The sequence below is a fragment of the Vagococcus elongatus genome, assembly GCF_003987645.1.
Lineage (GTDB): Bacteria > Bacillota > Bacilli > Lactobacillales > Vagococcaceae > Vagococcus_A > Vagococcus_A elongatus.
The window spans coordinates 98,922-121,626 of the sequence record NZ_NGKA01000003.1; the positions used below are offsets into that span (position 1 = coordinate 98,922).

The following is a 22,705-nucleotide window of genomic DNA, read 5'->3' on the forward strand; positions in this document are numbered from 1 at the left end:
GAGATAAATGGTTAAAAGATTGATTAGTGCGAACGCTTCCGATATTTTGCAAATGACAGCTGCTGAATTAAAACAAAGTATCAAAGCTAGTGAAGGGCGAGTGATTGTTTCTGAAAATGTGGTGCCGCGGGAGTCTTTTATTGGAGATATAACCAATGCGGAGATCGCAAGAGCATTTGGTGCAGACTTAATATTGCTGAATGGGTTGGATATTTTGAATCCAGTTGTTGCAGGTCTTCCTAAAACTGACCACTCTATTGTTGATGAGCTGCATAGATTGGTTGGTCGTCCGATTGGGGTTAACTTAGAACCTGTGGATGAAGAAGCGGAGATGGCAGAGGATCGCTTGGAAATTGCTGAGGGCCGAAAAGCAAATGAAAAAACTATTAAAGAACTGGAAAAATTAAATTTTGATTTTGTTTGTTTGACAGGAAATCCTGGGACTGGGGTAAGCAATCATCAAATTGTGAAAACTATCGCCGTCGTCAAAAAATTATTTTCCGGATTAATTATTGCGGGGAAAATGCATGGTGCAGGAGCCTCTGAGAAAATAATCGATCTTGAAACAGTAGAAGCTTTTATTCAAGCTGGAGCAGATGTGATTTTAGTGCCTGCAGTTGGAACAGTGCCGGGGTTTGATGAAGATGAGTTGAAAACCGTGGTTAAAAAAGCTCATGAAAAAAATACATTGGTGATGACCGCGATCGGCACAAGTCAGGAAAGTTCTGATCAGGATACAATCAAACAGCTAGCCATCCGGAACAAAATTTGTGGGGTAGATATTCAACATATTGGAGATGCAGGTTATGCAGGTCTAGCGCCAGTGGAAAATATTTTTGCTTTAAGCAAAGCATTGAGAGGTATGAGACATACAGTTTCCATGGTGGCAAGGTCAATCAACAGATAGCTGAAAGACTCAAAAGAATAATTTAGGAGGCAGGGAAATGAATAAAGTCAATAAATTTTTAGAAGAAAAAATGTTACCAATTGCTGCAAAACTTGGAGCTAACAAGTTTTTGGTTGCTATCCGTGATGGTATCACAATTGCTATGCCGTTAATTATCATCGGCTCTTTATTTATGGTGATAGCTAGTTTTCCGGCACCAGGTTGGGAAGACTGGTTGGGTGAAATAGGAGTCTCCCAGTATCTATGGAAAGGTGTAGACAGTAGTTTTGGATTGATCGGTTTAGTTGCCAGTTTTGGAATCGCGTATAGTTTGGCAGGACAATACAAAGTGGATGGTATTGGTTCAGGTATTATTTCTTTATCAGCGTTTATTACTGTAACACCGTTTATTTCATCTGATGCGGGTGCTGGTATGCCTACCGGTTATATGGCAGCTAAAGGACTATTTATTGCAATTATTTTAGGATTGGTGAACGGTTATATCTATCAGTGGTTTGTGAATCGTAATATTATTATTAAATTACCGGATACTGTTCCGCCAGCAGTTTCAAAAAGTTTTAGCGCTATTATTCCGGGAGCTGTTATCATTACCTCTTGGCTGATTATTTTCTCATTATTGGACAAATTTACCTTACCAAATCTACATGAAATCGCAGCGGTGGTTCTCGGAAAGCCTTTAGGATTGCTGGGGAATAATGTTTTTGGCACGATGATCGTGGTAGGTTTAAACAGTTTGTTCTGGTTTGTTGGGATACACGGAGGAAATGTAGTTAATTCTGTGATGCAGCCGATTTGGTTGGCCAATATTGATGCTAACCGGGAGGCGTATCAAGCAGGGGAAGCTCTCCCTCATATTTTCACCGTATCTTTTATGGATAATTTAGTCTATATCGGTGGAGGCGGCGCAACGCTAGGTTTGGTTTTGGTTTTAGGCTATCTTGCCCGCAAGAAAAAAACCAGTCAACAGACAAAAATTTTAGCACCGCTGACAGTAGTCCCTGGGTTGTTTAATATCAATGAGCCGGCAATGTTTGGCTTGCCTGTGGTTTTGAATGTGATGCTGATTATTCCATTTGTTTTAGCTCCAATGGTCAATGTTGTGGTGGCATATTTAGCTATGATGTCAGGGCTTGTTCCGCTGACTAAGACGGTTGCGACTTGGACCATGCCGCCAGTCATCAGTGGTTTTCTGATTACAGGAAGTATTAGGGGATCGATTTTACAAGTGGTATTGATTATTTTGGATGTGTTACTATACTTACCTTTCTTTTTAGCAGTTGAGAAACGATTCAAAGCTGAAGAGTCTGGCGAAATGTAAAATAGAGCATCTGGTCTATATATGAAAGCAGACCAGATGTTTTCTATATGTGATTCTGTTTGAAAGAAGTTGATTGTTGTGAAAATGGTAAAAAAGAGTTTTACTAAGCATTAAGTCATCAGTTTAACCTGATAGGTTGGAATTTATTTCTCGTAGATGTTACCAAATATTTGCGAAAAAGACTGGTTGATATTATCATGACGGATAAACACTAGTATGTTTTACATTAAATAGTATGGCATAAAAAGACTCGTTTCATTATATGAAATGAGCCTTTTTGTCATTTACCAATTCCTTTTGATAATAATTGAAACCCCTATAAATAAAGTTTTAGCTATGTAAATTAAAGCCAACGACACTCCCTATTATTCATTGTGGGCTGTTCGTTTCAGATAGAGTGCCTGTGCAGTGATGTAGATGGTTTTTAATATAGTCGGCAGACTTTCGCTATCAATACGGGCGACACTGATTCTAATAGAGTGGCTATAGGGGTGATCACTAGTATAAAAACATTTTGTTGTGCTCGTAACTAAAATATTTTCCTTTTTAAGCTCTTTTTTGAGTTGAGCGATGGAGACTAAGGGGTTGAAACAAATGATACTGTAAAAGCCGGTATTGCTAGGGATAGGCCTCGCAATTTTGGGATCCCATCCAGTTGTTAGTTCAGAAATTTTCTTCTTCTTACTTATCACATCTTTATTCAGATGCTCGGTAAATTTGAGGAGTAAGTTATTTTTTAAAATAATTTCCAGCGTTGCCTGTGAAATGATTGCCGGTGCGAAGTATCCTTCAGAGTAGTAATCTGATACCATTTGATTAAATATGTTTATTTTTGATTCAGGAACAACCATATAGCCAATACGCAAATAAGGGATAATTTTCGTGAAGCTGGATAGATAAATACAATGGTTACGTGCATTTTCGAAAATGGTTTGATAACCTGCATGTGTTTGGGCATCACCAAAATAATCATTTTCCAGTACCAACACATGGTACTTTTCAGCAAGAGCTGCGATTGCTTGAATTTGTTTTTTATCTAAATTGGTTCCCAAAGGATTGTGATTCCGCGGGATTGTATAAAAAAAGCGGATGTTTCCTTCTTTAAACAAGGTTTCAAGTGTTTTAAGTGAGAGACCTTTTGCCGTTCTTTGGATGGATTTTACTGGAATTTTTTTACTTTTCAAATACTGAACGGTGTGGGAGTAACTTGGATTCTCAATCAAAATATAGGAATCTTTGGGCCAATCCAGCTGACAGATAGCCACTACTGTTTGATGGATACCTTGAGAGAGGAAAATCTGACCATGTCTGGAAAAAATATTTCTGTTATACAGATGTTTTTCAATCGCCATCACCAATGAGTGGATGCCTTGCAGATCATAGTTCAGTGTCTGGAACTGGTAGTTTTCCAGTGCTTGAACTAAGCTGGTTTGTGCTTCTGCCAGGGGGAAATAATTGACGTAGGTATTGCCTGTAGTTAAATTATAAACTTTTTCCGGATTTGTAGAAAATGAAACAGGCTTAGCAATATAGTAACCACTTTGTCGTTTAGAATATAAAATATGCTCAGCCAGTAATTGGTCATAGGCTCGAATCACTGTTCCCTTGGCACATTGATAGTGGTTAGCGGCTTCAATAATAGAAAGTACGCGATCACCTTCTGTATAAAAGCCTGTGTCAATCTTTCTTTTCATATCTTTGACAATAAATTCGTATTTTTTCATGACTCTGTCCTCTGATGTTTTATGAGTACTATATCATGATAATTGTACTAGTACAAACTCTCGAATCACTCATTGTTTGTAAAATAAATAGGGCTTATTATAAACTCATCACGATAAAGGAGAGATATACCATGAAAAAGTTTACAAGTTGGTTAGAAAAAACGATTATACCGATCGCGACTGTGTTAAATAGCAATCGCTTTCTAGCAGCCATAAGAGATGGTTTCATATTAACCTTTCCATTGACTATGGCAACCTCTATTGTTGCACTCATTAATTCTTTGTTTCTTGATCCGGAAAGTTTAGTCGCAAGACTATTATTCTTACCCAAGTTATTTCCGAATCTTACCGATGCTCAAAGTGTCCTGTCAACTGTCATGTATGGAACAATCAATATTATGTCCTTATTCATTGTTTTCCTAGTGGCTGAACATCTAGCTAAACATCACAAAGCGGATTCTACAACTGTGGGAATTACGGCTGTGGCATCATTTATGATTATTTATCCAATACCTGAATGGACAGAAAATGGTTCCTTTCTAAAAACAGATTATCTGGGAGCCAAAGGTCTTTTTGTTGCAATGTTGATAGGGTGCCTTGTGGGAGAATTTTTACCTAAGTTAACGCGAAATGAAAAGCTGAAAATCAAGTTACCGGAAATGGTGCCGCCAGCAGTTAGCCGTTCCTTTTCTGCCTTGATTCCAGTATTATTAACAATTTTGATAACCACAATTATTGCTTTTATAGGAACAAAATTTGCCGGAGATGGTTTGAATGAACTTGTGTATACTTGGATCCAAACACCTCTAAGAAAATTAGGGGCTAATATCTTTGGTGTGTATATCATTACCTTTATGTTAGGCTTGTTGTGGTTCTTTGGTATCCATGGTCCAGCAACTTTAAATCCGATTATAAGTGCTATTTTTACAGAATCAGATTTAATTAATTCAGAACATATTCTTGCAGGCAAGCCCCTTGCTGACGTTCCGTATCCAGACACATATGCCATGCTTTCCGGTGCTTACGCATATATGGGAGGTGCTGGTATGACGCTGGGACTACTGATTGCAATTTTAGCGGTATCCAAACGAAGTGATTATCGTGAAGTAGCTAAAATGGGCTTAGTGCCAGGCATATTCAACATTAATGAACCTGTCATTTTTGGTTTACCATTAGTGTTAAATCCGATTATGGCGGTGCCGTTTATTTTAACACCGATTGTCAGTATGTCTATTGCCTACGTTGCAACTGTTGTTCTAAAATGGGTAGTGCCTGCAGGAATTGGTGTTCCTTGGACCACACCTGGACCGATACTTTCATTTTTAGCGACTGGGGGTACGTGGCAGGGATTATTATTAGGAGTTGTTTGTTTGCTCAGTTCAGTGTTAATCTACATACCATTCTTGAAAGCAGCGGATAAGTATGCAGGTGCAGAAGAAAGTAAAACTAATTAATAAAGGGGAATTTTAGTGATGGTTAAGCGTTTTTTAAGTGCAGATGCAAGCGAAATACTAGAAATGAATAAAGAAGAATTAAAACAGTCTATTAAAGCATCTGCTGGACGTATCATTTGTTCAGAAGTCATTGGGAATATGCAACCGATTATTGGAGATATCACCAATGCTGAAGTGGCAGTCTCTTATGGGGCAGATTTGATTTTAATGAATGGTTTCGATTGTTATGCGCCGAAAATTAATGGTTTAGCTCAGTGTGACGAAAGTCAAATAATCCAGCAAGTAAGGGAATATACTGGACGTCCTGTTGGAATCAATTTAGAACCACTGGATGATACAGCAGATTTTTTAGAAAATCGTATCGAGATTCCGGCTGGGCGTGCTTGTTCTGTGGAAACTCTTGAATTGGCAGATAAGTTGGGTTTGGACTTCATTTGTCTAACTGGGAATCCGGGGACAGGAGTGACAAATAAAAGTATCCAGCAGGGCATTAAACTGGCGAAAAATCATTTTTCTGGAATGATTATTGCTGGCAAAATGCACAGTGCAGGGGTAGATGAACCAGTCGTATCGAAGGAAGCTATCCAAGCATTTGTAGAAGCTGGTGCAGACGTCATTTTAATGCCGGCAGTAGGCTCAATTCCCGGATTTACTGACGAGGAACTGATCGAAGGGGTCAAGTATGCTAAGGCACACGGTGCATTGACGATGTCTGCTATTGGCACAAGTCAGGAAAGTGCTGACCAAGAAACAATTAAGCATATTGCTTTACGCAATAAAATTGCCGGTGTTGATATTCAGCACATCGGTGACGGCGGTTATGCTGCGGGTGTGGCTACCTTAGAAAATATTTATGCGATGTCAGTTGCCATCAGAGGGGTTCGACATACGATGAGCAGAGTTGCTCGTTCAGTAAAACGCTAAAATCAAAAGCCCATTTGGAGGATTCAACTTCTCTAGATGGGCTTTTATATGATTCTAAAAGTTAATTTTAAATAACTCAAATGATTATATTTAAATAGTTTCCAAAGATGTTATTTTCTTCACTAGATAGCATCTTTGGAGTTTTTTATTTTCTCTATTTTAAAAAATTTAAAGTCATTTTATTTTTTCGTGAATTAAACTCATTCAGGGACAGGTGGACTTTAATCATAAAATTTTCAATGTTTTGACATCCAATCTCTTTGGCAAATCAATAATAATCGGAATCATTTCTGTTTTGGCAGATTACTTGCAATCCCCGTGGAAAGAGTTATAATTAATATATGAATAGTTGTTCATGTGTTGAGAATGATTATTGATTAGAAATAAATAGAAAAGGAGAGAATAAAAATGGAACAAACAAGTTATAGTAAACAAGCCCCAAAAGAATATAGTTCTGGAAGCGGTCGTCAGTGCGGACACAATCAAGCAGATGGTCATGAACATGGGAAATTGCCTGTTATCTTATATTTTATCGGTTTGGCTGTTTTTATCGCAGCATTATTTTTAAAAGAAAAAAGTTTGATACAAAATGTTTTGTATCTGACTGCGATGATTATGACAGGCTATCATATCACTGCAGAAGGCTTCTCAGAAACTTATCATGAGACAATTGAGAAGAAAAGATTTAGCCCGAATGTTCATATTTTGATGACTTTAGCAGCAGTCGGTGCAATGATCATTGGGGATTTTTTTGAAGGTTCTCTTCTGATTTTGATTTTTTCTAGTTCACATTTCCTTGAAGAGTATGCAGAAGGTAAAAGTAAACGTGAAATTTCGAATTTGATGAGTATGAATCCTACAGAAGCACGTCTTTTGGATGATGAGGGGCACACGACCACCGTGTCTGTAAAAGAATTGAAAATCGGTGATCGTCTGCAAGTGTTGAATGGGGATCAGATTCCTACTGATGGAGTGATTATCTCAGGTATAAGCTCAATTGATGAATCTTCTATCAGCGGGGAAAGTATTCCAAGAGAAAAAGCTGCAGGGGATGAGGTTTTCGGCAGTACGATTAATGGGACAGGAACTTTTGTTATGGAAGTTACCAAGGACAGTTCAGATACTCTTTTTGCCAAGATTATTGATTTAGTGAATCAATCACAAAGTAATCAGTCAAAGACAGCTACAAAAATTCAAAAGCTTGAACCAATATATGTCAATACCGTTCTAATTATTGTTCCTTTGTTCATCTTACTTGGAGGAACTGTTCTAGGCTGGTCATGGTACCAAAGTTTCTATAAAGGGATGGTCTTTCTGACCGTTGCTTCCCCTTGTGCGTTAGCAGCCAGTGCCGTGCCCGCCACCCTATCAGCGATTTCTAATTTAGCTAAAAAGGGAGTTTTGTTTAAAGGCGGTTCTTTCCTTGCAAACTTTGCAGGTATTCAAGCGATCGCTTTCGATAAAACAGGCACCTTAACAAAAGGCGAACCAAAAGTTACCGATGTTTATTTTATTGACGATGTGGATGAACAAGCCACTGTCAATGTGATTGTTGCGATGGAACAACAAGCCAATCACCCTCTTGCTCATGCAATATTGGAAAACTTTGAGGCAGATAAAGCTCTCAATCTTGAAGTTGAAAACATGATCGGCAGAGGCCTGACTGCTAAACATTTTGATGATGAGTATGAAATCGGCAAGCCTTCTGGATTTGAAAACGTTCCAGAAAAAATTGCTGCTCACAATGTACAATATGCTGAAGAAGGCAAAACTGTGGTATATGTGGCGAAAAATAATGAAGTAGTCGGTCTTATTGCCATGATGGATGTTCCAAATGAACATGCAAAAGGCGTAATCAGTTACTTGAAAGAGCAAGGAATTCACACAGTCATGATTACAGGAGATTCTGAAAAAACAGGTCGGGCTGTGGGTGATTTGGTCGGTATTGATGAGGTCATCGGCAACGTCTTGCCGGAGAATAAATCAATTATTGTCAATCGGTTGAAAAAGCAATATGGCATTGTAGCCATGCTGGGAGACGGGGTCAATGATGCACCTGCAATCGTCGAATCCGATATCGGAATTGCCATGGGAGAAGGAACTGATGTGGCAATGGATGTGGCAGACGCAGTCTTGATGCAAAATGATTTGCGAAATTTAGCTTACACTCATCAAGTATCCAAGAAATTGGATAAAGTCGTTTGGCAAAATATTTTCTTCGCCATGGCAGTGGTCGTTATCCTTGTGGTGTTGAACTTCATCGGAAAAATGAATTTGCCTATAGGTGTCCTGTTCCATGAAGGAAGCACGGTTTTGGTCATATTGAATGGCTTGAGACTTCTAGCACCGGTCAGACAAACTAAATAATAAAAAAGAAAAGCAGTTTGATAAGTGATTTACCTTTATAAGTTGGATTTTCTCCTAACTTTTTAGGTTTACTACAAAATCAAACTGCTTTTTTATTATGTTACTAAAAGCTTGAAACATATAAGTGATACTCAAACTATTGAGATAATAAGACTTGAAACGTCAAAAAACATAAATACGAAGGCAATTGTCAAGTTTTCAATTAGTTTACTTACATTAAGTTGTCTATCATAGAAAGTTTGATTATTCAGTGTCGAAAAGAATGAAAACCAAGCAGTTTTTTAACGTTTATTGTTGAAATGGGGTAAAATAAACATGATATTTGCGAGGTACCTGTTATTAGAAGTAATTTTTTTATATTAGAAGTAATATTTTCAGAAAATATAAAGGCATTTAGGGAGCTGCAAATATCATTCTGGACTGAAAGAGTCTTGTAAAACATAACTAAAGACTGAGGTGAAAAATGAAGGTCACTTTAATAAATAGAAAACGATGTTGATAAAGTCAACGTAGTCTTAAAGAAGCTCTAAAAAATGTTTTCCTCAAATAATAAAGCTGTTTTTAAACAGTATGTCATAGTATCCCTGTTTGAAGACAGTTTAAAAATAATTTATTCGCCTGAAAGGAGTCGTCAAATGAAAAAGACAATGACTTTATTTGCATTCGTATTAACCACAATGGTTTTTTTGACCGCTTGCTATCCTAAGAAAAATATACCTGAAAAAACTGAACAAGGAACAACGGAAGCGGTGGTTATAAATGTGACTCAAGAACTAAATACATTAGATCCTGCCAATTCCGTTGATGTGAACACCATTATTGTAATCAACAATGTTTATGAAGGATTATATCGCCTAGATGCTGGCAACCAACCACTACCAGCTGGAGCTGTAGAGTTGCCGGCAATCAGTGAAGATGGTTTGACTTACACGATTAAATTAAGAAAAGAAGCTAAGTGGTCCAATGAAACACCGGTGACGGCGCACGACTATGTTTTTGCTTGGCAACGTGCCCATGCAGATACGAATGCCGGCGAAAACGCTCATTTATTTAGCAGCATCAAAAATTCTGAAGCTATTATCTTTGGCGACAAACCGGCAACAGAATTGGGCATCAGTGCCATCGATGATTATACACTGAAAGTAGAACTGACCTATCCAACGCCTTATTTTACCGCTTTGTTAGCTTCCTCAGCGTTCTTTCCTCTGAATGAAGCCTATGTAAAAGAACAGGGAAAGGAATTTGGCGCTAACAGTGAACAAGCTATTTATAATGGTCCATTTGTTTTAGCAGAATTTGCCGGTCCCGGTAGTGGCAGTAACTGGGAATATCATAAAAACCCGGCATATTGGGATCAAGAATCTGTAAAAACAGATACTATCAAAGTCAATGTGGTCAAAGAAATCTCTACGAATGTCAGCTTGTTTGAAAGTGGCGAAACCGATGACGTAAATATCACGGGCGAATTTGTCAAAAATAACTTGGATAACCCGGCGTTCGTTTCTGAAAAGCCGGTACAAACTATCTTCATTGGTTACAACCATACCAAGGATTTTTTCCGCAATAAAAAAATTCGTCAGGCAGTCTCTTTAGTCGTAGATCGTCGGGAAATAACAGATAATTTACTTAACAATGGGGCAGTACCAGCCAGCGGCTTGATTTTTGATGGTCTTTACAGTCATTCTGAAACCGGTGAAGACTTTGCCAAGGCTAGCGGAAATGTCCTGAAAATGGATGTCAGCAAGGCTAAACAATTATGGCTGGAAGGGAAGAAGGAGCTTGGGTTATCTGAAACGGATGAAGTACCCATCCATCTAATCACTTTTGAAAGTGAAGATATGCGTAAAATGGGCGAGTATCTGCAAGCAGTTTTTAAAGAACATTTGCCCGGAGCAAAAATAGAAGCGTCAGTTTATCCTACGTCGGTCTTTATGGAAAGTGCAGCGAAACAAGATTTTGACCTTTACCTAGTTAGTTGGGGCGTTGATTATCCAGACCCTACCAGTCTCTTTCAGTTATTTCAAAGTAGTGTTGCGCACAACTGGGGGAAATACAACAGCCAAGCTTATGATGAAGCATTGAGAAAAGCGAATGAGGATGATGTGCTGGATGTGGATAAACGGTGGGATGATTTGCTGACTGCCGAAAAAATTCTAATGGAGGAACAAGGTGTGACGCCGCTCTATTTTAGCGGGCCTAACCACTTGCGCAATCCCAAGTTAAAAGGAGTGAAATATCATAATGCCGGCCCTCGTTTTGAGTATAAGGCTGCTTACTTAGAACCGTAACAGTCCTTTTGGCAGAGGGATTAGGGAAAAAATGGATGTACGGTTATTGGCAATTGTTTTTAGCTTTGACTTTCTTGGCTAAGTTCAACAGGCACCACCTATTTTTTTAATGATAGGTGGTGCCTGTTAGTTTATTATCTTTTTATTTTTTAGTTCGTTGAAAATTGTAGACAGGGGATAAAATTATTTATCATCTGATAGCTTTGATGCTGAAATAGTTCCAATACCGGATCACTTCATTATTTCTCTAGAGCTCAGGGGTGGTCTGATTATAAATTTGCTGTAAAAAAATCAGTGATGGTATCCATCAGTTCAGTCGTAACCAAATGTCCTTCCTCTTTTCCGGTGAGAAAAATGGTGCGTTCTGCGTAGCTTTGTTCTTTGATATTGTCATAAAATTTTTTTGTCAGTGTGTAAGGAATCCGGTCATCTAACGTTCCGTGCCAGAGGAGAAAAGGACGACCGTCAATTTTTTCAGGGTGTCGACCTAAATCAACATCTTTGACCCATTGCAAGATAAGTGTCAGTTCATCTGGCAAAAGATAGTTAGTATCTTTGATACGACTCTTCATTAAGTTAAAATATGCCCAAGGTTGAGACGTTCCCATAATACTTGCAGCTGCGGAAATTTCCGGATGTGATGTCAATAAGGCGGAGGTCGTGATACCGCCCATCGAATAACCGCTGACACCAATCCGATGGTCTAAAATCCAGTTTTTCTTATGAGCGTAATCTAAAATAATTGAAAATTCCAAAAGATTGTACGCAATCGTAGTCCAAAAGGTCAATGAAGGAATAGAAGATCTGTCCCACTGGTTTCGTTTACCATGAAACATCGCATCTGGGATGATGACGCGAAAGTTATTTGCAGCTAATCTTCTAGCCTGAGTCAGTGAGAGTTCTTTTGTGTTTTGCCAGCCATGGTAAAATATAATCAGCGGCAACGGCGCAGAGGATTTATTTTCAGGGACAACTTCGAGCACAGGGATTTCTTTAATCATTCGTTTGTGTATAGTTAGTTTCATGTAATCCATCCTTTACAGCATCTTCATTAAAATCTCTTTCTCTAGTATACGTAAGGGGTAACTAGAAGCCAAAGTTAAAGCACTTTTGCAAAATAAAGAGTTTGGGATCACTTGTTTTTATGATATAATGCTACAGGAAATGGATGAGGAAGAGGTGAGAGAATGACAACATTTAAACAGATGGACTTAGCCGATTATTTATTGCGAGCTATCGAGGCCAAAGGATTTAGACAACCAACAGAAGTGCAAGAGCGGTTGATTCCGTTGATTAAAAATGGAAGAAGCGTTGTTGGGCAGTCTCAAACTGGGACAGGAAAAACACATACTTTTTTACTGCCTTTAATGAGTCGGGCGACTGCTGAAAAAGATGAAGTTCAAGTAGTGGTGACGGCACCCAGTCGTGAATTGGCCACTCAAATTTATGACGAGGCACTAAGGCTGGCAAGTTTCAGCGATGAAGAACTGCGTGTGTCTTTGCTAGTCGGGGGAACGGATAAACAGCGACAGTTGGAAAAGTTGGAAAATAACCAACCCCACATTGTCATTGGGACTCCCGGACGAATTTTGGATATGCTCAATGAGCAAGCGTTAAAAATTCATACAGCGTCATCTTTCGTAATTGATGAAGCAGATATGACACTTGATATGGGTTTCCTAAAGGAAGTCGATCAGATTGCAGGCAAGCTGCCGGAAAAACTTCAAATGTTAGTTTTTTCTGCGACCATACCTGAAAGTTTACGTCCTTTTTTGAAAAAATACATGAAAAACCCTCATATCGAAGTTGTGGCATCGAAAGAAGTGATTTCCGAGACGATTGAGAACTGGCTGATTTCCACCAAGGGACAAAACAGTAACCAGCTGATTGCTAACTTGTTACGGGTCGGTCATCCTTATTTAGCGATTATTTTTGCTAATACAAAGGTCAGGGTAGATGAAATCACTGAATACCTGAAAACACAAGAGTTTAAAGTGGCGAAAATCCATGGGGATATTACTCCTCGGGAACGTAAACGGGTCATGCGCCAGATACAAAATCTGGAGTATCAATTTGTTGTTGCTACTGACTTGGCAGCGCGAGGAATAGATATTGAAGGTGTTTCTCATATCATAAATGCTGAAGTACCGAAAGAACTGGATTTCTTTATCCATCGCGTAGGAAGAACAGGTAGACAAGGGTTGCCTGGCACGGCAATCACCTTGTATGAACCGGGAGATGAAGAGGCTATCGTCCAGCTTGAAAAAATGGGAATAGTCTTTCAACCAAAAGAATTTCGTAAGGGCGAACTTGTGGATACCTATGATCGTAACCGTAGAAAACAGCGAGAGAAACAAACCCAAGAGCTTGATCCTAAAATCAAAGGGATGGTAAAGAAGAAAAAGAAAAAAATCAAACCCGGCTATAAGAAAAAAATCAAACAAGCCATCTCTGAGCAAGAACGAAAACAGCGGAAAATCAGCAGTCGTACACTGCAACGGGCAGACAGAAAAAAACGTAGAGACCAATTTAAAAAATAAACCGTGGCAACACGGTTTATTTTTTTTGTTTAACTTTTTAAATTACATCTATACCATTTTAAAAGATGGTTGACAAACTAGTCTTGTTTAGATAACATTTAAAATGTTTCCAAAAGTAAAATCAAAGGAGGATAGGTGTATACCATTTGTGGATAGCGCCAGTTCTGTTGAGACAGAAGACGAGGAGAGAACTAATCGAAGTGTCGGCGGGTAGTTCTAGGGAGTGCACTCTAGAGATTTTTAACAAATAGAATCGCAAGGTTCAAACAAAATAAAAATCACGCACTGGAAACACATAACGTTAAACAAGAAAGTTGGTTAAAGTAATGTGTGGTATTGTCGGATTAATAAGCAAGACAGATATTGTGGATGGATTAGTGAATGGTTTGGAAAAATTGGAATATCGGGGCTATGATTCAGCAGGTATTTTTGTGGATTCTAATGGAACTAAGGACTATTTAATCAAGACAAAAGGAGGCATAAAAGAGCTGAAGTCAGAAATGATGACAACTGGAAATGTCAGGGGAACTAGAGGGATTGGGCACACACGGTGGGCAACTCACGGTTTTCCCACCAAGGAAAATGCTCATCCCCATGTATCTTATGACGGACGTTTCGTTTTGGTCCATAATGGGGTCATCGAAAACTTTCAAATGATTCAATCTGATTTACTACAAACGGACTGGATGCAAGGACAGACAGATACAGAAATGATCGTGCATCTTATCGCAAAATTTGCCCAAGAAGATCATCTTTCAGCGAAAGAAGCCTTTTTAAAAGTTTTGGCGATGATTGAAGGCTCCTATGCCTTCGCCCTTATCGACAGATTGGAGCCAGAAGTGCTGTATGGCGCAAAAAATAAAAGCCCCTTACTGGTTGCTATAGGAGATCAGTTTAATGGTTTGTGCAGCGATGCATTGGCCATGACTGGTCTGACACAAGAATTTATGGAGATAAAAGATAAAGAGTTAATCATCGCTACTAAAGATACGGTTACTATTGAAAATTATGAAGGACATCATCAGAGCAGAAAGTCCTTTGAGTTTTCTACTGGGTCAAATGAAATAGAGCTGGGTTCATACGATTGCTATATGATGAAGGAAATCGAGGAACAGCCAGCGGTGATGCGGAAGATTGTGTCTGCCTACACGACAGAAAATGGGCAAGTGGCAATCGACGAACGAATTATTTCTAGTCTGCTGGCAAGTGACCGTATATATATTATTGCCTGCGGAACAAGTTGGCATGCAGGACTGATTGGGAAAAATTTATTGGAAAAACTGGCAGAAATCCCAACTGAAGTTCATTTGTCTAGTGAATTTGGCTATCATACGCCGCTGCTTTCGGAGAAACCATTTTTTATATATTTAAGTCAAAGTGGAGAAACTGCAGATAGTCGTCAAGTGTTGGTCCAGACAAATAAATGGGCTTATCCTTCCTTGACTATCACCAATGTTTTAGGTTCCACCTTGTCTCGTGAAGCTTCCTTTACCCTGCCTTTGTATGCAGGACCGGAAATAGCAGTGGCCTCTACGAAGGCATACACAGCACAAATTGCGGTGTTATCGATTTTGGCTAGCGTAGTCGGAAGAGCAAAGAAGATAATGGCGGCAGAAACCTTTGATGTCGCTTCTGAATTAAGTCTAGCCGCCCATCAAATGGATACGTTGTTAACCAAACAGGGAAAATATCAAGACTTGGTAGAGAAAATGTTGAAGCAGACGAGAAATGCATTTTTTATTGGACGGGGAGCAGATTATTCCGTTTCCCTGGAAGGGGCGTTAAAATTAAAAGAAATATCCTATCTACAGTGTGAAGGATTCGCCTCGGGAGAATTAAAACACGGAACGATTGCTCTGATTGAAGAAAGAACGCCAGTATTTGCGCTGATTACAGGGCAATCAACTCATCTTCAGACAAGGAGTAATCTGAAGGAAGTTGAGAGTCGCGGTGCCGCAACATGTGCCATCGTGATGGAAGATTTGGCACAAGAGGGAGATGACATCATTTTGCCGAAGGTTCATGAATTATTTACGCCTTTAATGAGTGTCTTGCCCACCCAGTTGATAGCTTATTATACAGCGCTAATGAAAGGAAATAATGTAGACAAACCAAGAAATCTTGCTAAAAGTGTCACCGTAGAATAGAAATATTTGTGTTAGAAAGGGTTATTGAAGATGCTAGGAAAACAAAGTATGAGGGAGTTTTTATATTTAGTTAACAAAATTCTTGAAAAAAGGGCAGTTTTGCTTTATAATTGGACTATACCAAATGGATACGGAGGATGAGACATAAATGGATATCGTTGTGGTTAAAGATCAGATTGAAGGCGGAAAAAAAGCTTTTAATATCATAAAAGAAGAAATGAGTGCTGGACGGGTAAAGGTGTTAGGTTTAGCAACTGGGAGTACCCCGGTTACGTTATATGAAGAATTGGTCAAGAGTGATTTAGATTTCTCTGAGGTATCTTCTGTAAATTTAGATGAATACGTTGGTTTATCTGCTGATAATGATCAGAGTTATGATTATTTTATGCGTGAACATTTATTCGATAAAAAGCCATTCAAAGCCAATTATTTACCTAACGGGCTTGCTGAAGATATCGAAGCAGAATGCAAAAGGTATGATGAAGTTCTTAAAAACAATCCTATTGACATTCAGATTTTAGGAATAGGGGAAAATGCGCACATCGGCTTTAATGAGCCTGGGGCTTCTTTTGAAGCTACGACTCAAAAAGTTGCTTTGACTGATTCGACGATCGAAGCAAACAGCCGGAATTTCGAGAAAAAAGAAGATGTCCCAACATTTGCCATCTCAATGGGCATCAAGTCTATCATGTCTGCTAAAAAAATTGTGCTGCTAGCTTATGGAGAGAAAAAGGCGCAAGCGATTTTAGATACTGTTGAAGGCAAAGTGTCAGAAGATGTCCCAGCAAGTGTTTTACAAAATCATCCTAATGTGACACTCATCTTAGATGAGGCAGCAGCAGCGAAATTGTCTAAGTAAGCTAAAAATAAAACAAAGTAAAGTCTGAAACAGCTATTGAACGCAAAGTATGAGCGTTCAGTGGCTGTTTTTTATGATAGTTTAAAATGATTTCAAGTAAGAATTTCGTGAGAATATGGTATGATTAATAGGGTAATAAGTTTATGGGGAATTTTTTTGGGGGTTGAAAAAATGTTTTTCACAGATGTATCTGCTTCTCGCAGCGGATCTAGGGAGAGTGTATTTTATTGTGAAAGTGGAGGATAATGATGAGTTTTTTTGATAATTTCAATAAAGCTGAGTTGACGGACGTGGAGCGGACTGTGTATCAATATATCGTAGAAAATGCTGAGTTGATTCCCTACCAGAGAGTTAGAGAAATAGCTGGCAATGCCCATGTCTCTACGAGTTCGGTGCTGCGTTTTTTGAAAAAGATGGGTTTTGATTCTTTTTCAGAATTCAAGTTTGACTTTAAGCAAAAACTAAATAAGCAGGCAGTTGAAGACTCTTTCAGCGACCAGCATTTTGACATTTTGAACCGCCGCAATTTTTCTCAAGATCTTGAACATCAAATTAAAAAAGTCAGTAAACAAATTTATGCCGCTGATAGTGTGATTTTTTTTGGTATGGGGGCTTCAGGCACTATGGCTGACTATGTTGCAAGAAGGTTGGCAAATGTAGGAATAAATGCCTTGAGCATCACGGACCCCACGTATCCAATCAAGAGCCATATGGCAGGTGAAGGAACAAAAAAAGTATTGATTGTTCTAAGTACGTCAGGCAATACAAGGGAAATTATCGAAACCATGCTTTTACTGCAAAATACACCTGATTTATTTAAAGTGGCAATCACTGGGAATTTGAGTGGAAAATTAGTAGGACTGTGTGATTACGTGATTGATTACCATTTAAAACAAGATAGAATGCAAATTTATTATGATTTGACCAGTCAAATACCGGCGATATTTATTTTGGAATTACTGGTACAAAAAACTAGAGAATTGCAAAAAAGAAACACAGTGTAACATGAGTGTTTCTTTTTTTATTTCTAAAGTACTTGTACCTAAAGGTAAGTAACCCCTTTCTCTTGGAGAAGAAATAATTTATGATGAAAGCACGAAAGGGGTTTTTATTATGGATAAATTTAATGCAATCATTGAGTCAAAAATAGTACCAGTTGCCATTTATCTTGACACCAATGGTCAATATTTTGATTGGTTATGTTGCCACAGTTGTGTTGAATATCATTCCGTCACCCGCAATCGGTGTGCCGTGGACGACCCCGGGGCCGCTTATTCCATTTTTGGCAACCGGCGGCAATTGGCTAGCGCTCATCGTAGGATTAGTTTGTTTGGCCGTTTCAGTATTGATTTACTTGCCGTTTGTCATTGCAAGTAACCGAGTGTTAGAGAAAGAGAACGACAAATAATAGGGGGATATACATGACTAACAGTGGTTTACCAGAAAATTTCTTATGGGGGGGAGCAGTTGCTGCCCACCAGATTGAAGGTGGCTGGCAAGAAGGTGGAAAAGGTGTAAGTATTGCCGATGTGATGACCGCAGGCCGCCATCAAGTCAGTCGAAAAATAACCCAAGGTGTTCAAAAAGATGAATACTATCCGAATCATGAAGCCATAGATTTTTATCATCGTTACAAAGAAGATATTCAATTGTTCAAAGAACTTGGCCTTAAAGCTTTCAGAACATCTATTGCTTGGTCGAGGATTTTTCCAAAGGGCGATGAAGAAGAACCAAATGAAGAAGGTTTGCGCTTCTATGATGACTTGTTTGATGAATTGTTAGAAAATGGGATCGAGCCTGTTATTACACTGTCTCATTTTGAAATACCTTATCATTTATATGAAACATATGGCGGTTTTAGGAACAAAAAGCTGATTGATTTTTTTGTCCGTTATTCAGAAGTAGTGATGAAACGCTATAAAAATAAAGTGAAATACTGGATGACATTTAACGAAATCAACAATCAAGCAGATGGACAACACGACTTGCATGCGTGGACCAATTCAGCCATCATATTTGAAGAAGGTGATAACAAAGAAGAGGTCATCTATCAGGCGGGGCTAAACGAGTTGATTGCCAGTGCCAAGGTTGTCCAGCTGGCTCGAGAAATCAATCCTGAATTTCAGGTCGGTTGTATGATGGCTTACGTGCCAGTTTACCCTTATTCCTGTAAACCAGAAGATATGATGGCATCGGTTAAAGTGATGAACCGCCGCTTCTTTTACAGTGACGTTCACGCCAGGGGAGAAATTCCTTCTTACATTTTAAATGAATGGGAGCAAAAAGGTTACGCAATCGATTTCAACTGTGAAGATTTAGCAGCGTTAAAAGCTGGAACCGTGGACTTTATCGGCTTTAGTTATTATATGTCGACTGCTGTTACCACACTTGAAGAGAAAAAGGGATTTGATATCCCTGATTTCCCTGAAGCAAAAATTGTGTCTAATCCATATGTTTCCGCAAGCGATTGGGATTGGCAAATCGATCCAGTCGGTTTGCGTTACATGATGAATGTTCTTTATCAGCGATATAATTTGCCGCTTTTCATCGTAGAAAATGGCTTTGGAGCTTATGATAAACTGGAAAGCGGAGATAAGATTCATGACCCGTACCGAGTAGATTATCTATCCAAACACATCCATGAAATGATAAATGCAGTGGCAGAAGATGGAGTGGAACTTCTTGGGTATACTCCTTGGGGCGTCATCGATATCGTCAGTTTTGGCACTGGGGAAATGGAAAAAAGATACGGCATGATTTATGTAGACAAAGATAATCAGGGAGAGGGCACGTTGAGACGTATCAAAAAGGACTCCTTTGACTGGTATCAGCAAGTGATTGCTACTAATGGCGGAAATATCACTGGCTAAACTAAAAGTTAAAAACAATCTTTGACGGAGATTCGCTGGGAATTTTGAATTTTCTTACAAATACCTTGTGTAAAATACTAACAGGAGCTGATTAGCGAATTGAGTTTGATTCGTCATAGGTTCCTGTTTTTTTTAGGTGTTCAGATGATGGGAACAAGTGATATATCGACCACTTAATCTGAAACCTTTTTTGTTTTTATGATTTTATGCTACAATAATCAAGATTACAAAATAAAGGACGAGATATTAATGAAAATACTCGCATTAGATACTTCTAACCAGACGATGAGTATCGCCCTTTTAGAAGACGAAAAAATGCTTGCCAGCTATACAACTTCCGTTCATAGAAATCACAGTGTCACACTCATGCCCGCGATTGAGTATTTGATGGTAAAAAACAATGTGAAGCCAAAAGAATTAGACCGGATAGTTGTTGCTAAGGGACCGGGCTCTTATACTGGTCTGCGCATAGGGGTCACCACAGCAAAAACCTTGGCTTGGACGTTGGGGATTGAACTGACAGCCGTTTCCAGTTTGGCACATTTAGCCAGTTCAGTGAGCGAAAAAGAGACAATGATTGTACCGGTTTTTGATGCTCGAAGAGGTAATGTCTATACAGGAGTTTACCGCTGGGAAGAAAATAAATTATGTTCAGTTGTGGAAGATCAGCATACCCACTTTGGTCGCTGGTTGGAGCAGCTCGCTCAATTATTTGATGGGGAAGCTATTGTATTTGTCGGGGAGTTGTCTGCTTCATTGAAAGAACAAATTTATTCTCAGCCAACAGAAAAGTATACAATTGATGAGAACTTCCTTTTAAACAGTGTCAACTTAGGCAGATTGGGACTGGAGGAATTACCTGTTGCACATTTGGAAAGTTTTGTTCCAACCTATTTAAAACTGGCAGAAGCGGAAGAAAAATGGTTATCGACCAATCCAAAACAGAGGAACCATTATGTTGAAAAAATTTAGTTTCATTGAGCGGATGTGGGAAATACTTGGAGCGCAGCCTCAGGATGAAGGTAACGCTGAAGTTGCTACTTTGTCTGATTTCCTTTTGCGAGACGCACGCTACACTGATATCAAACAATTGATTCATATTCAAAAAGAAGTGTATCACGGTGTGGTGTCTTGGGGGAAAACAATCTTTTTAAATGAATTTAATGGTCCCCATCCTGTGAAGTATCTAGTCGCAGAATATAAGAAAGAACTAATCGGATTTGCCGGTATCAGAATTGAGGGTTCAGTAGGGCATATTACCAATGTGGCGGTGACTAAGAAGTTTCAACGAAAAGGCTTAGGTACTTGTTTTATCCATCGCTTACTTGATTTTGCCAGATATCACCAATGCGAAACAGTGATACTGGAAGTGAAAGAAAGTAATGTTGATGCACAGAAATTGTATGAACAGCTAGGATTTCTCTCAATGAAAGTAAAAAAATCTTATTACAATAACAATGAAGATGGGATTGTAATGGAATTATCTTTAAAGGATGAAATTGATGAAAGATAAAAGGGAATACTTACCCCAAGAGTTGTCTGAATTATTGTGGCAGTTTAGCGAAAAGGCATACGAAGGGGGTTCGCCTTGGACGCAAGACCAGTTTTTAGAATCCATTTTACATCCTTATCATGAATTTCTTCTTTTTGAACAAGAAAATCACAAAAGTCTTTTAGGTTATCTCCAGTACCAAAAAATTTTTGATGAAGCCGAGTTATTAAACATAGCGGTCTCAAAAGACTATCGGCGCAAACAAATAGCTGAAAAAATGTTGAAAGCATTTATTGACATCTGCTTGGAAGAACAAGTAACTTCGATTTATCTTGAAGTAAGAAAAAGTAATCAGGCAGCGGTCAACTTATATGAAAAAATGAATTTTAAACTGATAAATGTGCGGAAAAATTACTACCGTCAGCCTCAAGAAGATGGGCTGATCATGCAAAAGTTTTTAAAGTAAGGTGGGAACCATGACTATTTTTACAAAAAAAAGGCGCCTGATTTTGGCGGTCGAGAGCAGCTGCGATGAAACCAGTGTGGCGGTTGTCGAAGATGGAAATATAATATTATCTAACGTTATAGCATCACAAATACTTTCACATCAGAGATTTGGCGGGGTTGTTCCAGAGATTGCCAGCAGACATCATGTGGAACAAGTACTGGTCTGTCTGGAAGAAGCGATGACGGAAGCGGAAATTGAAGCAGAAGATTTAAGCGCCGTAGCCGTGACTGAAGGGCCCGGGCTAGTTGGGGCACTGCTGATCGGTATCAGTGCGGCAAAAGCTTTTGCCTTTGCTAACGGTTTGCCTTTGATTCCAGTTAATCACATGGCAGGGCATATTTACGCTGCTCAGTTTGTGACTGAAATGAAGTTTCCTCTGATGGCCTTATTAGTAAGTGGAGGACATACTGAACTGGTTTATATGAGTGAGGACGGTTCTTATGAGGTGATCGGCGAAACTCGCGATGATGCAGTGGGAGAAGCATATGATAAAGTCGGAAGAGTGTTGGGATTAGCCTATCCCAGCGGAAAAGAAATTGATGAGCTGGCACATCTTGGAGAAGATACCTATCATTTTCCTCGTGCCATGTTGAAAGAGGATAGTTATGATTTCAGTTTTAGCGGTTTAAAAAGTGCTTTTATCAATAAGGTGCATAATGCTGAACAACGTGGAGAAATTCTTTCTGTTGAAAATTTGGCTAGTAGTTTTCAAGCAAGTGCTATTGAAGTGCTGGTGGAAAAAACAGTTCGTGCCTGTCAGAGTTATCCTGTTACTCAATTAATTGTGGCAGGTGGTGTTGCTGCAAATAAAGGGTTAAGAACAGCCATGGAATATCGGATCAAACAAGAGCTTCCTGAAGTAGAGGTAGTTTTCCCTCCTTTGAAGCTATGCGGAGATAATGCCGCTATGATTGCAGCAGCTGCTTTCTCAGAGGCGGCTAAAGGAAATGTGGCAGATATGAGTCTGAATGCAGACCCAAGTCTGTTGTTAGGTGAAAAAAATTAGAGATAAAAGGATTTAGAAACAAAGGAGTTTTTAAATCCTTTTTTACGTTCCAAAGTGGTCTTAAAGAATGATGGGTAATGTCAACGGATGCTATTTACAGGCTATCCGTCAGAGGAAAGGATTTGTGCTTGACAAATAGCGAGTAATAGCCTAGAATAGATGGGCATTAGTGATAGCTTTTAAATAAAGGAAATGTTGGGTGAAATATTGTCCATTCAATCTTTCTGAATAAACAAAGCAAAAATAGATACTTCAAAAGAAGAATTTGGTCTATTTTTGGTTTTTTTTTGTCTAAAAATAA

The 22,705-nt window shown here is 38.9% G+C and carries 17 protein-coding genes and 1 pseudogene; 16 read left to right on the plus strand and 2 right to left on the minus strand.

Annotation, left to right across the window (positions count from 1 at the left end):
* The first annotated feature begins 7 nt into the window (after positions 1 to 7).
* Positions 8 to 907 carry a DUF7916 family protein gene (locus CBF29_RS03250; RefSeq protein WP_126807277.1) on the plus strand — a complete coding sequence of 300 codons (900 nt, stop codon included), beginning with the start codon at positions 8 to 10 and terminating at the stop codon, positions 905 to 907.
* 37 nt (positions 908 to 944) lie between these two features.
* Positions 945 to 2,225: a PTS sugar transporter subunit IIC gene (locus tag CBF29_RS03255; RefSeq protein ID WP_126807279.1), complete on the plus strand. Its 1,281-nt coding sequence runs from the start codon at positions 945 to 947 to the stop codon at positions 2,223 to 2,225.
* Between the two features lie 365 nt (positions 2,226 to 2,590).
* Here CBF29_RS03255 and CBF29_RS03260 read toward each other — a convergent pair whose 3' ends face one another.
* The gene (locus CBF29_RS03260; protein ID WP_126807281.1) at positions 2,591 to 3,949 is read right to left on the minus strand and encodes an aminotransferase-like domain-containing protein; all 1,359 of its coding nucleotides are present in this window, start codon (positions 3,947 to 3,949) and stop codon (positions 2,591 to 2,593) included.
* A gap of 131 nt (positions 3,950 to 4,080) precedes the next feature.
* Between CBF29_RS03260 and CBF29_RS03265 the strand changes: the two genes are divergently transcribed.
* From CBF29_RS03265 to CBF29_RS03280, 4 genes are all read left to right on the plus strand, one after another.
* Positions 4,081 to 5,403, plus strand: a complete 1,323-nt coding sequence (locus CBF29_RS03265; protein WP_126807283.1) for a PTS sugar transporter subunit IIC — start codon at positions 4,081 to 4,083, stop codon at positions 5,401 to 5,403.
* Positions 5,404 to 5,421: 18 nt separating this feature from the next.
* Complete coding sequence (locus tag CBF29_RS03270; RefSeq protein ID WP_126807285.1) at positions 5,422 to 6,327, plus strand: DUF7916 family protein; 906 nt, start codon at positions 5,422 to 5,424, stop codon at positions 6,325 to 6,327.
* Between the two features lie 408 nt (positions 6,328 to 6,735).
* Positions 6,736 to 8,694, plus strand: coding sequence for a heavy metal translocating P-type ATPase (locus CBF29_RS03275; RefSeq protein ID WP_126807287.1), 1,959 nt, complete (start codon positions 6,736 to 6,738; stop codon positions 8,692 to 8,694).
* 635 nt (positions 8,695 to 9,329) lie between these two features.
* Positions 9,330 to 10,982: a peptide ABC transporter substrate-binding protein gene (locus CBF29_RS03280; RefSeq protein WP_170169974.1), complete on the plus strand. Its 1,653-nt coding sequence runs from the start codon at positions 9,330 to 9,332 to the stop codon at positions 10,980 to 10,982.
* Positions 10,983 to 11,251: 269 nt separating this feature from the next.
* On the opposite strand, the gene CBF29_RS03285 is transcribed toward CBF29_RS03280, so the two are convergent.
* Positions 11,252 to 12,007, minus strand: a complete 756-nt coding sequence (locus tag CBF29_RS03285; RefSeq protein WP_126807292.1) for an alpha/beta fold hydrolase — start codon at positions 12,005 to 12,007, stop codon at positions 11,252 to 11,254.
* 162 nt (positions 12,008 to 12,169) lie between these two features.
* Between CBF29_RS03285 and CBF29_RS03290 the strand changes: the two genes are divergently transcribed.
* The 10 genes and pseudogenes from CBF29_RS03290 to tsaD all read left to right on the plus strand — a co-directional run bounded on the left by CBF29_RS03290 (position 12,170) and on the right by tsaD (position 22,404).
* A complete protein-coding gene (locus tag CBF29_RS03290) occupies positions 12,170 to 13,522 on the plus strand; it encodes a DEAD/DEAH box helicase (RefSeq protein WP_126807294.1) in 1,353 nt (450 codons plus the stop codon).
* Between the two features lie 326 nt (positions 13,523 to 13,848).
* Entirely contained in the window at positions 13,849 to 15,669 is a 1,821-nt protein-coding gene (gene glmS, locus CBF29_RS03295; RefSeq protein WP_126807297.1) for a glutamine--fructose-6-phosphate transaminase (isomerizing), read from the plus strand.
* A gap of 148 nt (positions 15,670 to 15,817) precedes the next feature.
* Positions 15,818 to 16,528 (plus strand): glucosamine-6-phosphate deaminase, encoded by a 711-nt coding sequence (gene nagB, locus CBF29_RS03300; protein WP_126807299.1) that lies wholly within the window; start codon positions 15,818 to 15,820, stop codon positions 16,526 to 16,528.
* Positions 16,529 to 16,776: 248 nt separating this feature from the next.
* Positions 16,777 to 17,532 carry a MurR/RpiR family transcriptional regulator gene (locus tag CBF29_RS03305; RefSeq protein ID WP_170169975.1) on the plus strand — a complete coding sequence of 252 codons (756 nt, stop codon included), beginning with the start codon at positions 16,777 to 16,779 and terminating at the stop codon, positions 17,530 to 17,532.
* A gap of 152 nt (positions 17,533 to 17,684) precedes the next feature.
* Positions 17,685 to 17,936, plus strand: a pseudogene (locus CBF29_RS03310) (PTS sugar transporter subunit IIC); the annotation flags it as partial.
* A 13-nt stretch (positions 17,937 to 17,949) separates the two neighbouring features.
* Positions 17,950 to 19,398: a 6-phospho-beta-glucosidase gene (locus tag CBF29_RS03315; RefSeq protein ID WP_126807304.1), complete on the plus strand. Its 1,449-nt coding sequence runs from the start codon at positions 17,950 to 17,952 to the stop codon at positions 19,396 to 19,398.
* 249 nt (positions 19,399 to 19,647) lie between these two features.
* Positions 19,648 to 20,370 (plus strand): tRNA (adenosine(37)-N6)-threonylcarbamoyltransferase complex dimerization subunit type 1 TsaB, encoded by a 723-nt coding sequence (gene tsaB / locus CBF29_RS03320; RefSeq protein WP_126807307.1) that lies wholly within the window; start codon positions 19,648 to 19,650, stop codon positions 20,368 to 20,370.
* A complete protein-coding gene (rimI, locus tag CBF29_RS03325; protein WP_126807309.1) occupies positions 20,354 to 20,911 on the plus strand; it encodes a ribosomal protein S18-alanine N-acetyltransferase in 558 nt (185 codons plus the stop codon). The genes tsaB and rimI (CBF29_RS03325) overlap by 17 nt, the downstream gene beginning before the upstream one ends.
* A complete protein-coding gene (gene rimI / locus CBF29_RS03330) occupies positions 20,901 to 21,356 on the plus strand; it encodes a ribosomal protein S18-alanine N-acetyltransferase (protein WP_170169976.1) in 456 nt (151 codons plus the stop codon). The genes rimI (CBF29_RS03325) and rimI (CBF29_RS03330) overlap by 11 nt, the downstream gene beginning before the upstream one ends.
* Before the next feature lie 10 nt (positions 21,357 to 21,366).
* A complete protein-coding gene (gene tsaD, locus CBF29_RS03335) occupies positions 21,367 to 22,404 on the plus strand; it encodes a tRNA (adenosine(37)-N6)-threonylcarbamoyltransferase complex transferase subunit TsaD (protein WP_126807314.1) in 1,038 nt (345 codons plus the stop codon).
* Positions 22,405 to 22,705 lie beyond the last annotated feature (301 nt).

Bases quoted from the DNA above. Each gene is read 5' to 3' on its own strand.
- CBF29_RS03280 (WP_170169974.1), top strand. From the start codon at position 9,330: ATGAAAAAGACAATGACTTTATTTGCATTCGTATTAACCACAATGGTT.
- CBF29_RS03315 (WP_126807304.1), top strand. From the start codon at position 17,950: ATGACTAACAGTGGTTTACCAGAAAATTTCTTATGGGGGGGAGCAGTT.
- CBF29_RS03305 (WP_170169975.1), top strand. From the start codon at position 16,777: ATGAGTTTTTTTGATAATTTCAATAAAGCTGAGTTGACGGACGTGGAG.
- tsaB (WP_126807307.1), top strand. From the start codon at position 19,648: ATGAAAATACTCGCATTAGATACTTCTAACCAGACGATGAGTATCGCC.
- rimI (WP_126807309.1), top strand. From the start codon at position 20,354: ATGTTGAAAAAATTTAGTTTCATTGAGCGGATGTGGGAAATACTTGGA.
- glmS (WP_126807297.1), top strand. From the start codon at position 13,849: ATGTGTGGTATTGTCGGATTAATAAGCAAGACAGATATTGTGGATGGA.
- tsaD (WP_126807314.1), top strand. From the start codon at position 21,367: ATGACTATTTTTACAAAAAAAAGGCGCCTGATTTTGGCGGTCGAGAGC.
- CBF29_RS03270 (WP_126807285.1), top strand. From the start codon at position 5,422: ATGGTTAAGCGTTTTTTAAGTGCAGATGCAAGCGAAATACTAGAAATG.
- CBF29_RS03255 (WP_126807279.1), top strand. From the start codon at position 945: ATGAATAAAGTCAATAAATTTTTAGAAGAAAAAATGTTACCAATTGCT.
- CBF29_RS03285 (WP_126807292.1), bottom strand. From the start codon at position 12,007: ATGAAACTAACTATACACAAACGAATGATTAAAGAAATCCCTGTGCTC.
- rimI (WP_170169976.1), top strand. From the start codon at position 20,901: ATGAAAGATAAAAGGGAATACTTACCCCAAGAGTTGTCTGAATTATTG.
- CBF29_RS03260 (WP_126807281.1), bottom strand. From the start codon at position 3,949: ATGAAAAAATACGAATTTATTGTCAAAGATATGAAAAGAAAGATTGAC.
- CBF29_RS03275 (WP_126807287.1), top strand. From the start codon at position 6,736: ATGGAACAAACAAGTTATAGTAAACAAGCCCCAAAAGAATATAGTTCT.
- CBF29_RS03290 (WP_126807294.1), top strand. From the start codon at position 12,170: ATGACAACATTTAAACAGATGGACTTAGCCGATTATTTATTGCGAGCT.
- nagB (WP_126807299.1), top strand. From the start codon at position 15,818: ATGGATATCGTTGTGGTTAAAGATCAGATTGAAGGCGGAAAAAAAGCT.
- CBF29_RS03265 (WP_126807283.1), top strand. From the start codon at position 4,081: ATGAAAAAGTTTACAAGTTGGTTAGAAAAAACGATTATACCGATCGCG.
- CBF29_RS03250 (WP_126807277.1), top strand. From the start codon at position 8: ATGGTTAAAAGATTGATTAGTGCGAACGCTTCCGATATTTTGCAAATG.